The 13,887-nt window shown below is 50.8% G+C and carries 8 protein-coding genes; 6 read left to right on the top strand and 2 right to left on the bottom strand.

Annotated features, from left to right (window positions below; all coding sequences use genetic code 11):
• Window positions 1–8: 8 nt before the first annotated feature.
• The 4 genes from PKI34_00810 (at window position 9) to PKI34_00795 (ending at window position 7,601) form a co-directional block, all read left to right on the top strand.
• A complete protein-coding gene (locus PKI34_00810) occupies window positions 9–2,921 on the top strand; it encodes a TonB-dependent receptor (GenBank protein HNS16345.1) in 2,913 nt (970 codons plus the stop codon).
• 12 nt (window positions 2,922–2,933) lie between these two features.
• Window positions 2,934–4,397, top strand: a complete 1,464-nt coding sequence (locus PKI34_00805) for a RagB/SusD family nutrient uptake outer membrane protein (GenBank protein HNS16344.1) — start codon at window positions 2,934–2,936, stop codon at window positions 4,395–4,397.
• Between the two features lie 223 nt (window positions 4,398–4,620).
• Window positions 4,621–6,102, top strand: coding sequence for a glycoside hydrolase family 30 beta sandwich domain-containing protein (locus tag PKI34_00800; protein HNS16343.1), 1,482 nt, complete (start codon window positions 4,621–4,623; stop codon window positions 6,100–6,102).
• A 56-nt stretch (window positions 6,103–6,158) separates the two neighbouring features.
• Window positions 6,159–7,601, top strand: a complete 1,443-nt coding sequence (locus PKI34_00795) for a glycoside hydrolase family 30 protein (GenBank protein ID HNS16342.1) — start codon at window positions 6,159–6,161, stop codon at window positions 7,599–7,601.
• 23 nt (window positions 7,602–7,624) lie between these two features.
• On the opposite strand, the gene PKI34_00790 is transcribed toward PKI34_00795, so the two are convergent.
• A complete protein-coding gene (locus PKI34_00790) occupies window positions 7,625–9,256 on the bottom strand; it encodes an exo-alpha-sialidase (GenBank protein HNS16341.1) in 1,632 nt (543 codons plus the stop codon).
• Between the two features lie 756 nt (window positions 9,257–10,012).
• On the opposite strand from PKI34_00790, the gene PKI34_00785 reads away from it, so the two are divergent.
• Window positions 10,013–12,037: an acetoacetate--CoA ligase gene (locus PKI34_00785; GenBank protein HNS16340.1), complete on the top strand. Its 2,025-nt coding sequence runs from the start codon at window positions 10,013–10,015 to the stop codon at window positions 12,035–12,037.
• A 12-nt stretch (window positions 12,038–12,049) separates the two neighbouring features.
• Here PKI34_00785 and PKI34_00780 read toward each other — a convergent pair whose 3' ends face one another.
• Window positions 12,050–12,421: a hypothetical protein gene (locus PKI34_00780; protein ID HNS16339.1), complete on the bottom strand. Its 372-nt coding sequence runs from the start codon at window positions 12,419–12,421 to the stop codon at window positions 12,050–12,052.
• A 415-nt stretch (window positions 12,422–12,836) separates the two neighbouring features.
• Here PKI34_00780 and PKI34_00775 point away from each other — a divergent pair, with 415 nt between their 5' ends.
• A complete protein-coding gene (locus PKI34_00775) occupies window positions 12,837–13,847 on the top strand; it encodes a hypothetical protein (protein HNS16338.1) in 1,011 nt (336 codons plus the stop codon).
• The last annotated feature ends 40 nt before the right edge of the window (window positions 13,848–13,887 follow it).

Here is a 13,887-nt window from a genome sequence, read left to right as displayed (position 1 = left end):
TTATTATAATGTTTTTATCCCTGTCCCTCTTCGGACAGGATCGAAACATCACCGGAAAGGTCACTGGCCCAGACGGAATGGGCCTGCCCGGTGTGACCGTTCTGGTGACAGGTACAACCACCGGTACCGTTACCGACCTGGACGGATTCTACAAACTGGCTGTCAGCCAGGGTGCGACCCTCCGGTTCAGCTACATCGGATATGCCACACAGGAGGTACAGGTACAAAGCCAGTCCACCATCGATGTGGTCCTGGAAGAAGATATCTCCCTGCTGAATGAAGTGGTGGTCATCGGTTATGGCACCCAGAAAAAAGCTGATCTGACCACTGCCGTGGCTACGGTCGGCGAAGAAGTACTGAAGGACCGGCCCATTGTATCCCCTGTGGAAGCTCTTCAGGGTAAGGCGGCCGGAGTGCAGGTCATCCAGCCCTCCGGTAAGCCGGGCAGCGATCTTTCGGTGCGTGTCCGTGGCTCAACATCCGTGCTGGCCGGGAATGAACCCCTCTATGTGGTGGATGGCGTTCCCACAACGGACATCAACGGACTGAACCCCAACGACATTGAATCCATGACCATCCTCAAAGATGCTTCCTCCGCAGCCATCTACGGAGCACGGGCGGCAAACGGTGTGGTGCTGGTTACCACCAAAAGAGGAAAGGAAAACAAACCGGTCATCAGTTTCAACACCTACTTCGGCGCCTCCAAATTCAATGACAGCCGGATGATCGATGTTTTGAACACATTCGACTACCGTGAACTGATCAACGAGATCATGCCGGGAAGCCTCGATCCCTCCGCCACGACCTTCGGCGTCTGGAGTGACTCGGTTTTCGGCATTGGCACCAAACAGTCCTATCAGCTCTCGGTTGGCGGCGGAACGGAAAAAACCCGCTATTTTGTCTCGGGGGGATACCTGAGCGACCAGGGGATCATTGAACCTGCACGGTTCGACCGGACCTCCATCAGGATCAACCTCGACAACGATCTGACCGGCTGGCTGAAGATCGGGACAAATCTTAACCTGATCCATTCCAGGACAAAGGATACACCTGACAATGCAAGTTCAGGAAGAGGCGGGGTCCTCATGAGCACACTGAACACTCCGCCCTTTCTGCATATCTGGAAGGATGACAGCGTGGGCTGGTGGTACGATCCCAATCCTTTCCAGCCGTCCTGGGAAAATCCGGTCGCCTATATGGACGGTCCGGATCAGGAGTCGGTTGATAACCGTTTGTTCGGTAACATCACCGGGGAAGCCCGGATCATCGAGGGCCTGACGTTCAAAACAAACTTTGGCATCGACATCCTCAACCACCAGTGGGATTATTACCTGAACGGGATCAATACAACCTACGGACGTAACAACAACGGAATGGGAAGTTCAGATAAGTACAACAGCAATACCTGGCTGTGGGAAAATACCCTGAACTACACCCGGATGTTCGGAAAACATAATTTGGCGGCCCTTGTGGGAGAAAGCACCCAAAAATTCAAAGGGAACGACTCCTACATATCAGGAAACGATTTCCCGGATGATATCTCTGTCACCACCCTGAACGCGGCCAATAGCATCTCGGCCTCGACCGATGTTCAGCAGTGGTCCCTTGCCTCCATATTCGGACGTGTAATGTATCATTACAACAATAAATATTACCTGACGGCCAGCGTACGTCACGATGGTTCCTCGAAGCTGGCCCACCACTGGGGCACCATGCCCTCCTTCTCGGCAGGCTGGAGGATCTCCGCTGAGCCCTTTATGCAAAATGTGAACTTTATTGACGATCTGAAACTGCGCGGAGGCTGGGGAAAGAACGGCAACCAGGAAGGCATCTCCAATTATTCACGCTATGGCCTGATCTCCTATTACCGCCGTCCAACAACGAACCCGCTGTCAGGACCCTCCGCCGTCCAGGTAACCTATGGGAACCCAGACCTAAAATGGGAAACGACCGCGCAATCCAATATCGGTTTCGACCTTACGATCCTGCGCAACCGCGTCACCCTGTCGGTGGATGCCTATCTGAAGAAAACCAGCGACGTCCTGCTGAACGTTCAGCTGCCCAGTACGTCGCAGATCTCATTCATCCAGACCAATGCCGGGGATATCGAAAACAGGGGGATCGAATTCAATATCGTTTCCGTCAACCTGGATAAGGTCGTTAAATGGAATACCGAGTTCAACATGTCGTTTAACCGGAACGAGGTCACCGCACTCAAGTTCCCCGGGCCTTACTATTTCGGACGTATATACAGCAACAACCAGGATGTTTCCGTTGTTGATATCGGACTGCCCCTGGGAAGTTTCTATGGGTATGTATCCGAAGGTGTTGATCCCGAAACCGGTGACATGATCTACAAGGACATCAACAACAATGGCATTTTTGATTCGGGCGACCGTACGGTAATTGGTGACGCACAGCCTAAATTCACGTTCGGACTTACCAACGCGTTATCCTGGAAACAATTTGACCTGAACTTTTTCTTCCAGGGCAGTGTGGGGAACGATATCTACAATGCCACGCGCATCGATCTCGAGGGGATGTTCGACAGCAAGAACCAATCCGTAGCCGTATTGGACCGCTGGACACCGGAAAACAGGAATACCGATATACCGAGGGCCATCGGAAAGGGTAATGTTTACAACGTTTACAATTCCACACGGTTCATTGAGGATGGAACGTACGTAAGGTTAAAATCGATCACCCTTGCCTACAGGGCAATCGATCATCATCCCAAAATCAAGGCCATTCAGAGTCTTTCGGTCTACATTACAGGTCAAAACCTGCTGACCTTCACTGGTTACAGCGGCTTTGACCCGGAAGTGAATGCTTTTGGAACCAGCGCCACGGAACTGGGAATTGACTACGGCACCTATCCGCAGTCTATGTCATTGATCCTCGGACTGAATGTTGAATTTTAAAACTACCATCCTATGAAAAAGATATTTTTTCCTGTCATTTTACTCCTTGGGATCATCGTCACTTCGTGCGAGGATTTTCTGGAAATGGAACCTGTTTCACAGGGCATTGCCGTTGAGAACACCAATGCGGACTCCATCCTGTACAAGACAGCCAACGAAGTGGAAGCGGCACTTGCCGGTGCATACTCGGATTTTAAGAATGAGTATTTCCAGATTGATTACTACGTCAATGGAGACGCCCAGGGAGACGATTGCTATGCAGGCGCCGACAATGCGGCCAATTTCCAGATCGATGACTACAACATCGACGCCATCAATTCCAATGTCAGTCGTGACTGGGGATACCTGTACTCCACCATCGGCAAGGCCAATGCAGTGATCAACAATGTGGAAGCGGTATCCGATCCCGGGCTGACATCCCAGCGAAAGAAGGAGATCCTCGGGGAAGCTTCTTTTATCAGGGCTTTCATGTATTTTCAACTGGTACAGCTCTGGGGAGACGTACCCTTGCAACTGAAAGAGGTCAGCACGATCAGTGCTGAAACACTGGAAGAGATCTATCCGCTGCTGTACCCGCCCCGTACTGCCAAGGCAGAAGTGTATCAACAGATCATTGCCGACCTGGAAATTGCCCTGGCCAATGTGAAAGCTACAGCAGAAAATAAAGGATATGCAACGAAAGGTACGATCAATGCTCTTCTGGCAAAGGTATATGCCACCCAGGAACCGCATGACTGGAACAAGGTGAAACAGTACTGCGATGCGGTCATCGCTGGAGGATACTCCCTGATGCCCAACTTTGATGACCTGTGGAACAATTCACAGGAGAACTGTGCGGAATCCATCTTCGAGATCAATTACAACGGGGGAAGCACCGACGGCAACTGGGGTGCGAAGATGTGGCGCGGTACGGACTGGAAAAAGTTCAACATCCCGTCGAACGACCTGGTCAAGGCTTTTGATGAAGAGCAGGACGTGATCCGCAAGGAGGCTTCCATCATCTGGCAGGATGTTACCGGCATATGGTCGGATGAGCACTGGCCACAGACCAATTATCCGTTCCTGAACAAATGGCGCAATTTTGTGGAAGGAAGCGACCAGAATTACATCATCTACCGCCTTGCGGATATCCTGTTGCTGAAGGCCGAAGCACTCAACGAACTGGGGGACGTCGCAGGCGCCGCCTCCCTGGTGAACCAGATCAGAACACGTGCCGAGCTCCCCAACACTACCGCATCCAGCCAGGACGCCATGCGCCTGGCCATCGAAAAAGAACGGCGGCTGGAGCTGGTCTTCGAAGGGCACCGCTGGTATGACCTGAAGCGCACGGGCAGGGCCATCGAAGTGATCAACAATGTTACGGGTGTGGGAGGTGCCCCGATCGGGTACAACCTGACGCAAGAAAGGCTGATATGGCCAATTCCCCAGTCGGAACTGGATAAAAACGTCAACCTGACACAAAATCCGGGGTATTAAAAATAGCCCAACCATCTGGGATTTATTGAATTTACGAGGGTGTATCAAAATGCTTTTTTTAAACACAAAGGTACTCAAAGTACTTCACTAAGAACACTAAGTTTTTGATAATCAATCATAATACTTTGTGTACCTTCGTTAAAACCTTAGTGTTCCTTTGTGGTTAAGTACTTATGATACAACCTCGTAAATAAACTGATATATTATGGAATAGTTATAAACCATGAATCTCAACGCTTTTATTAAAATGAGTGCCTCCTTCCGATTTCTGCTTCCCCTTGGCATTGTCTTCCTGCTCCTGAGCTGCTGCAACAAGGAAACCTCCGGCCCGCCCGACCCACCACCCGGCCCGGACACCCTCGGCCTGGTGAAAGTTTACATGACCAAGGGCGACAAATCCAAACTGCTGAACCGGGAAGGCGACCTGCCGATACTTGAGACAGGTTCCGTAAACTGGCCGGTGATTACCATCGACACCACTGCACGGTTCCAGTCCATGGAAGGATTCGGAGCAGCCCTGACCGGCTCCTCCGCTTACCTGCTCGACGAAAAAATGAATGCTTCCCAGCGCACGGAGATCCTGCGTGATCTTTTCGACACTGCGGACGGCATCGGCATTTCCTACCTGCGGCTGACCATCGGCGCATCCGACTTCTCCCTCTCCGATTTCTCCTACGACGACGTGCCTGCGGGTCAGACCGACTTTAATCTGGAACACTTCACCCTGGAAAAAGACCTGGAGGATGTCATCCCGGTTTTAAAGGAAATCCTGCAAATATCTCCTTCCATAAAATTAATGGGTTCCCCGTGGAGCCCTCCGGCCTGGATGAAGACCAGCGGAAGCATGAAGGGAGGCAAACTGAGGACAGACTGCTATAGCGTTTATGCCGACTATTTTGTGAGATACATCCAGGGGATGGCACAGGAGGGAATCCATATCGCTTCGGTCACTCCCCAGAATGAACCGCTTTATTTTACGGCTGGCTACCCCTGCATGGAAATGCAGCCCGCAGAGCAGGCCGCTTTCATCAAGGGGTACCTTGGACCAAAATTCGAATCTGCCGGTATTACAACGCAGATCATCATCTATGACCACAACTACGATAATGCGAATTATGCAATCACTGTCCTGAACGATCCGGATGCAAAAAAACATATCACTGGTTCTGCGTTTCACGCTTACGGAGGCGATGTTTCAGGGATGAGCACCGTTCATTACGCCCACCAGGACAAGGGATTGTACTTTACGGAGATCTCCGGCGGAGGATGGGCAACGGATTTTTCGGATAACCTGATGTGGTTCACCAAAAACATCTTCATTGGAACAGCTATCAACTGGTCGAAAAATGCGTTGCTCTGGAACCTTGTCCTCGACCAGTCCTACGGTCCGACCAATAACGGATGTTCCAATTGCCGGGGCGTCGTAACCCTGAATACGGCTAACCAGACGATCACCAAAAATGAAGAATATTACGCCATTGCGCATTTTTCCAAATTTGTGCGTCCCGGAGCCGAAAGAATATCAGCGCCCTTACCCGTGGAACTGAACGGGGTCAGCGGGATCGCTTTTCAAAATCCTGACGGATCGAAGGCAATGATCCTGTGCAACGATGGATCCGGCTTCCAGACATTCACGGTAAATGATAACCAGAAATACTTCAGTTATACGGTTCCGCCTCAATCGGTAGCAACCCTGATATGGTAAGATGAAAATACAAGTTTGATATTCAATGATTATCCATCAGTCATAAATTTCATGAAATGAAACGAATCCTATTTTGCCTTTTGTTTGGTTTCGCGTACCTGCTTCCCTATTCCCAGCCTGGTACGAGGACAGATGTTACAGACCGCCAGGTACAGATCTATACGACAGCTGAAAATACAGCATTCAGGCTGACCCGGACGGATGTGCAAGCGTTTTCCCACTTTGGCCAGCCTTTTGAGAACCAGCCGTGCATTTTTGTGGATCCCTCAAAAGCGTTCCAGAGATTCGTCGGCATTGGCGGGGCGTTGACGGATGCCTCAGCGGAAACATTCGCCAAATTATCCCCTGAAACGCAGGAAGCATTTCTGCGGGCCTGCTTCAACAAAAACGACGGAATTTGCTATTCCATTGCACGTACCAACATCAACAGCTGCGATTTTTCCAGCGACAGTTATACCTATGTCAACGAAAATGACACGGCGCTGGCCTCTTTTTCCGTTGCACACGATGAGCAGTACAAGATTCCTTTCATCAAAAGGGCAATGGAGGCTGCTCAGGGGGAACTTCCGCTCTTTGTCAGTCCCTGGAGTCCGCCCGCCTGGATGAAGGATAATGACAATATGCTGCAGGGCGGGAAACTGCTTCCGGACTTTTATCAGGCCTGGGCCAATTATTTCGTAAAATTCATTCAGGCCTACGAAAACCAGGGAATTCCCATCTGGGGATTGACCGTTCAAAACGAACCCATGGCCAAACAGACCTGGGAATCCTGCATGTATACGGCTGAGGAAGAACGCGATTTCATCAAAACATATCTCGGACCCACCCTTTACGCGAACGGGATGAATGAAAAAAAACTCATTGCGTGGGATCATAACCGTGATCTGATCTACCACAGGGCTTCCTGTATATTGAGCGATACTGCCGCTGCAAAATATGTCTGGGGTATTGGCTTCCACTGGTACGAAAGCTGGACCGGCGCCCCCACACCGCAAAATGTGAAGCTGGTGGCGGAATCCTGGCCCAGAAAACAGTTGCTGCTTACCGAAGCCTGTAATTACCCGTTCAGCTGGTTAACCTTTAACCAGTGGCACTGGGGCGAGAACTACGGCGCAGCCATGATCAGCGACTTCAACAACGGAGCGTGCGCCTGGACCGACTGGAACATTCTCCTGGATGAAAACGGCGGGCCCAACCATGTCAGGAATTTCTGCTTCGCACCAATTCACGCTGATACAAAGAAGGATACGCTGCATTTCATGAATTCTTATTATTATATCGGCCATTTTTCCAAATTCATCCGCCTCGGTGCAAAAAGAATTGCGTGCTCATCCAACAGGGCGCAGTTGCTCACCACCGGGTTCCGCAACACCGACGGAACCTATGCCGTCATTGTGATGAACCCGGGAGATACGGAGGTCAGCTATCGCTTTTATATCGGCGAAATGGCTCTGGAAACGAAAAGTCTGCCGCATTCGATCACTACACTGGTCTTCTAAGACGATCTGCTCGTCATATCGCATCATTCCCTTTCGTTTACTGATATAAACGTATCTGAGCCGGCCGAAAGCCAGTCCAGTGAAACCCGGGCGAAATAAAGCTGAAAAAACTCATATTCCCCATTTTCATAAAAACAGCCAATGGTACCATCATCCAGGATCGTCAGGCAGGAATAACCAGCCGGTCCGGGATGGAGCACGTTGGATACCGGCCATGTCTGACCTTCATCATAGCTAAGGAAAAGGGTAAGGTTCTGCCGTGAAGTAGGGTGAGCGGCAATGGAGAAAAGCAGGCGACTCTTGTCATAGCCGTCCAGGACGGATGTATAACGGATGAAGTCGCCATTCACTGCCGGATCGATCAATTCATACTGAAAAGAGGGTGTTCCCCAGCTGTCTCCGCCATCCTCGCTAATGGCTATTTTGCGGCAATCGGGGGTCTGGTTGCGGATGTTCATCAGCAGGTTGCCGTTGTCCAGTTCCACGATCTTGGCCTCGTCGCCGACAGCAGATGCCATGACGGGCTTGTACTTCCACGACTGGCCTCCGTCATCGCTGTAGATCATAAAATTGGAGATGATATTGTCCGGATTCTGGCGCACGCCAATGGCACCGATGATCCTTCCGCTCCGCATCTGGTGAGCGCTTCCCGATGCCAGCCAGGCGGCATGCCAGCCGGGAGCATAGATCTGGCTGGTGCAATCCAGGGGTGCGCTCCAGGTCACCCCGTTGTCGTGGCTGTGGCAGACCTGGAACCGGATGGGATCGAAGGGTGTGGATTGAAAAAGCCCCTGATGCGATGCGAACATGCATACCAGATCCCCGGTGTTAATGTCCTTGACCAGGGAGGGATCGCTGGCTCCAAAGGAGCCGAAATCGGCAATCGTGACCGCATCCGACCAGGTGTCGCCCAGGTCCGTGCTCCTCCGCACCATGATGTCAATGTTGTTCGGCAGGTCATGTCCTGCATCCTGACGTGCATCCACTGCCACAACGATGGAGCCGCCATCCGCCGTTTTGACGGCAGGGATCCGGAAATTCACGGACCCGTAATCACCGCCGGAGAACACAAGCTTATGTTCCAGGATGATCAGACGTTGATCACCGGTTGCCCCGGGAGTGAGCTGATAAACCTGGTTTCCCACCGTCACAAAATTGATTTCACCTTTCAGGAAATTCCCCTCAATGGCACCGGGTGACAGATCTGCCGTCACCCAGAAATGATTCAATCCTTCGTTCAGTACCTGTCTGCCGGTCACGGTGATCATACCTTCCTTAACGGCAGTTGTTCCGAACAGATGATCTGTCGTCAGCCGTGGATTCCCTGCGGTGAAATAAACCTTGAGCTCATCCAGGTCCGACAGGCTTGTAGTGCCCGTCAGAGAAAACTGGATCTCAGACAGCTCCAGTGGATTTTCACTCCCCTGGGTTTCCACCCTGACTGCAATGATCCGCTCATTGAGTTCTCCCCTGCCCGCAGGTGTGCTGGTGGTAATGACCGCGCTTCCCTTGTAAACCATCTCTGTTTCGACTACAGCGTCCCTTCCGGGGAATTGAATCAGGCCCTCCTGGGGAAAAACGCCCGGAATAGCTGTCCAAAAAGCGACAATCAAAGCAATCAGGCATTTTTTCTTCAATGGGACTGGATTGTTCATATTTCTTTCACTTAGCTGAAAAATGATCTCCTGTATTGTAAACTGCACACAATATAGTGTCAAATTTAGGTAATTATTATTGAATGAGAGAGACACAGAAACTCACCACCATCATATTTACCGACATTGCCGGGTAGATGACAGAGTGTAGGGTGTTAGAGATCCCGGCCTACGCTTTCGCTACGCGAAAGCTTGCCGGGATGACGGTTCAGGCGCTTGACTAAAAGAGCGGCGCGGCACACGATTGTAAGTTTCAGGTGAGTGCCGCGCCGCTCTTTAATTATCCCGCGTTCGAATCGTCATCCTGACGAAAGTCAGGATCTGCCTGCTGATCAACAAAACCATCAGCCTGTTTTGAATTCGGCCTAAATCTAACAATATCTATATCTCATTTTTAAATCTATGCCTAACCACCGCAAACTCGCCGCCATCCAGAAATCCTTATCAAAACATAGAATTCAAATTGAACTTTATCACCAAGCTCCTGGCTGTTGGTCCTGACACAATATATTCGGGCATAAGATACATGGAGAGATTTTTTGCCAGTGCCTTGCCGAATCCCAGGGGCAGGGGAACTGTATAGTCGGCGTTATGCCAATCAAATGTGCAGATCGGATTGAGCATCAAAAACCATCTTTTTAGATCATTAATGTATCGTCTTTAATAAAAACTCACTGCTCAGGTTGGCTATTTTTTTCTATTTTCACAGTCCGGAATCCTCCGTGCGCCTCTGTGGTTAAATAAAATATATCAATTATGGACTATCAACTTCTCTGGCAACCCGACCCCGTCAAGGCGACCCAGTCGCAGATGTACGACTTCATGCAGCATGTGAACAAAAAATTCGGAAGATCCTTCCATGATTATCACGAGCTTCATCAGTGGAGCATTGAGAATCCGGCCGATTTCTGGGGCACCTTCTGGCATTACAGCGGGATTAAATTTTCCAAAGATTTTGACCGGGTGGTGGATGACCCGAAAAAGATGCCCGGGGCAAAATGGTTCCAGGGGGCACGGCTCAACTTTGCCGAGAATCTGCTGAAATACCGCGATGAGCGGACGGCTGTTATTTTCAGGGGAGAAATGACGGGTGAGGGGTCTACGGGTCTGCAGGTCCACAGGTCTGCAGATCTTCAGGGAACAGCAGGCGGTAAGCAGGAAGCAAATGGTGAACGGCGAATTACAAACAGCGAACTGTATGATCAGGTGCACAGGGTAGCAGAGGGGCTCCGGGGACTCGGTGTGGTAAAAGGCGACCGCGTGGCGGGGTTCATGCCCAATATTCCGGAAACTATCATTGGCATGCTGGCAACCTCTTCCATCGGAGCGATATGGTCATCCTCATCGCCTGATTTTGGGATCAAGGGCGTGCTCGACCGCTTCAGCCAGATCGAACCCAGGGTGATCTTCGCCGTGGATGGCTATTCCTATAATGGAAAACGTTTCGATTCCCAGGAAAAGCTCCGTGGGATCCTGAACCAGCTGCCGACCATCCAAAAGGTGGTGATGGTCAATTTCACCGGTAACCTGGATGTGTCCACCATCCCCAATGCAATCACCTGGGATGAACTGGCGAAACCGGTCACCGGCGAGATGACCTTCGAACAGCTTCCGTTCGACCATCCGCTGTACATCATGTACTCCTCCGGCACGACCGGACTTCCCAAAAGCATCGTCCATTCCCAGGGAGGCACACTGATCCAGCACCTGAAAGAGCTGATGCTTCACTGCGACGTGCGCAAGGACGATGTGGTCTTCTACTTCACCACCTGCGGCTGGATGATGTGGAACTGGTTCGTGAGCGCCCTGGCGCTGGGCGCCACCCTGGTCTGCTACGATGGCAATCCCTTCTATCCCGAACCGGCATCACTCATCAAAATGGCCGGCGAGCTCGGTTTTACACTGTTCGGCACCAGCGCCAAATACATCGCCTCGCTGGAGGCGGCAGGCGTGAAACCAAAGGAAATATCGGACTTCCCCAAAATGAGGATCATCACCTCCACCGGTTCGCCGTTATCCGACGAAAGCTTCGAGTATGTCTACCGCGACTGGAAAAAGGATGTACAGCTGGCTTCGATCTCGGGCGGGACGGATATTATCTCCTGTTTCGTCCTGGGAAGCCCGATCCTGCCTGTGTACAAAGGAGAGATACAATGCAGCGGGCTGGGGATGGATGTCGACAGCCTGGATGAGCAAGGAAATCCCGTCCGGGAAGAAAAAGGCGAACTGGTCTGCAAAACCGCTTTCCCCTCCATGCCCATCTATTTCTGGAATGACCCGTCGGGAGCGAAATACCGAAACGCTTACTTCACGGATTATGATGGCATCTGGCGGCACGGCGATTATATCCGTATCAGCAACCACGGCGGAATCACCATGTTCGGACGCTCCGACGCGACACTCAATCCCGGTGGTGTCCGTATCGGCACCTCCGAGATTTACCGGGTCCTGGAAAGTATGGTAGAAATCGCCGACGCCGTGGTAATCGGGCAGCAGTTCCAGGGTGATGAACGGGTGATCCTCTTTGTGCAAATGAAGCAAAACTACGAACTGACCGAAGAGGTCATCAAAAAGATCAAGTCGAACATCCGGACCAGCTGCAGCCCCAGGCACGTTCCGGCCATCATCCTGGAAACACCCGGCGTACCCTATACGTTGAACGGTAAAAAAGTGGAGATCGCAGTCAAGAAGCTGATCCACGGAGAAGATGTGCTCAACCGCGACGCGCTGGCCAATCCGCAGGTATTGGAGTACTTTAGGGATCTGAAGATCCTGGAATAGAACGCTTTTATATTAATCCAGGTCATATACCATCGAAGAAACCTGATACTCGAACCATCCCTTGAACATGTCCAGGTTAATGGTTTCAGGCCAGTAATTTGTGTCGTTACATACATCCAGCAATTCATTTTCAAAGATCTCAGCATAGTTTTCAGCAATCATCCTTTCGATACCTTCCTGGTCAACAAAATCATATTCATCAGAGGAGAGCAGGTACGTATTCCCATCAATGAAATCATCCAATGACATTGGATTTTTCGGATCAATCTGGTTTATCCAGTCTATTAAAGGCTGTTTCGGCCTGATGAAAATGGCCACTTTATCGAGGAAAGGAAGATCGATGATCTTTTTTTCCTTTTGCTTAGTTTCTTTTTTTTGTGTCATAGGTACGTTTTATTTTGGGCTAAAGCCCGGATTTGGTGCTCTATTTTGAATCCCCGCGCTAAAGCACGGGGTAATTGATACTTATACCTTTCACACAGTTTTATGATACTCTATCCTTATCCCTCACCGGAGTCTTGGAGTAAGTTCTTTCCAGGCTAAGACTTCCAATGTATTCCAGTTAATGGACTATAGCACAGAATTATTACTTTTCGGAGAGGGATCATTATTTAAGTACCTATATACACATTTTCTAAACGTATATTAGAATCGTTAAAATTTATATGCGTTTCACCTTAAATGTATAAAATTTTGCCAGGATTCCCCAAAGGTAGTTATGTATCCATCTTTTTACTATTTTTAAACCCACAACCTTGACCAGGTACTAATTTATTTCTACTTACTAACAACCAATCCTATGATGAATTACCCAAAAAAAGTAACCATCGGCGATATCACCGTGCGCGACGGCTTTCAGCATGAAGAAAAATTTATTCCGACCGAAGCCAAGCTTTGGGTGCTGGAGCAACTGATCCTGGCCGGATTCAAATACATCGAGGTGACCAACTTCGGAAATCCCAAAGGTATGCCCCAGTTCAGGGACGCCGATGCACTGTTCAAAGCCATCCGGAACAGCAAGAAAGTCAAGGATAAACTGTCTGAGGTGGTCCTGACGGCCATCACCATCCGCGAAAAAGCCATCGAGCGGGCGATCCAGGCCCGACAGGAAGGCTTTGGCCCCGACCGCATCCTGCTGATGGTATCCACCAGCGAGTCGCACCACTTACGTAACTCGGGACTGAACCTGGCCGATTACTGGAAGATGTCGGAGGAATGGATTACAAAAGCTCACGACGCAGGCATCAAGGTGAATGGCACCGTCAGCACCATCTGGGGCTGCCCCATCGAAGGCCCCACGGAAATGTCGAAAGCGATCGAGTTCACCAAACGCTGGTTCGACATCGGCGCCGACGACGTGGAACACGCCGACCACGATGGCTCCGCCTCTCCCGACCGCGTCTACAAGTACTATTCGATGCTCCTTGACGCTATCCCGACACCGGAAAAACACATCGTCCACTTCCATACTACCCGCGGATGGGGCCTGGCCAACGTGCTGGCAGCCCTGCAGGCGGGCATGACCAACTTCGAAAGCACCCTGGGTGGCATCGGCGGGCAACCCGCCAACTTCATCGACGGATACCCGGTGGCCGGTACCGGAAAGTACTATTACGACGACCCAAACATCGTCGGACTGGTCACCACCGAAGATATGGTGGTGATGATGGACGAAATGGGGATCGATACGCAGGTGAACGTGGATAAGGTGCTGGATATCGGCCGGATGATGGAGAAGATCGTCGGCCGCCGCCTCCGCTCCGAAGCCATCCGCAACGGACGCATCCCGAAGGAACTGACGGGGAGGTGATATCGGATTAACCGATTAACCGATTAACCGATTAACCGAT

It is taken from the genome of Bacteroidales bacterium, assembly GCA_035342335.1.
GTDB lineage: Bacteria > Bacteroidota > Bacteroidia > Bacteroidales > JAGONC01 > JAGONC01.
The sequence above is the reverse complement of the archived record's forward strand: the minus strand, read 5'-3'. Positions and strand labels throughout refer to the sequence as shown.

Coding starts and splice junctions, on each gene's coding strand:
- PKI34_00805 (HNS16344.1), top strand. CDS start 2,934: ATGAAAAAGATATTTTTTCCTGTCATTTTACTCCTTGGGATCATCGTC.
- PKI34_00790 (HNS16341.1), bottom strand. CDS start 9,256: ATGAACAATCCAGTCCCATTGAAGAAAAAATGCCTGATTGCTTTGATT.
- PKI34_00785 (HNS16340.1), top strand. CDS start 10,013: ATGGACTATCAACTTCTCTGGCAACCCGACCCCGTCAAGGCGACCCAG.
- PKI34_00795 (HNS16342.1), top strand. CDS start 6,159: ATGAAACGAATCCTATTTTGCCTTTTGTTTGGTTTCGCGTACCTGCTT.
- PKI34_00775 (HNS16338.1), top strand. CDS start 12,837: ATGATGAATTACCCAAAAAAAGTAACCATCGGCGATATCACCGTGCGC.
- PKI34_00800 (HNS16343.1), top strand. CDS start 4,621: ATGAATCTCAACGCTTTTATTAAAATGAGTGCCTCCTTCCGATTTCTG.
- PKI34_00780 (HNS16339.1), bottom strand. CDS start 12,421: ATGACACAAAAAAAAGAAACTAAGCAAAAGGAAAAAAAGATCATCGAT.
- PKI34_00810 (HNS16345.1), top strand. CDS start 9: ATGTTTTTATCCCTGTCCCTCTTCGGACAGGATCGAAACATCACCGGA.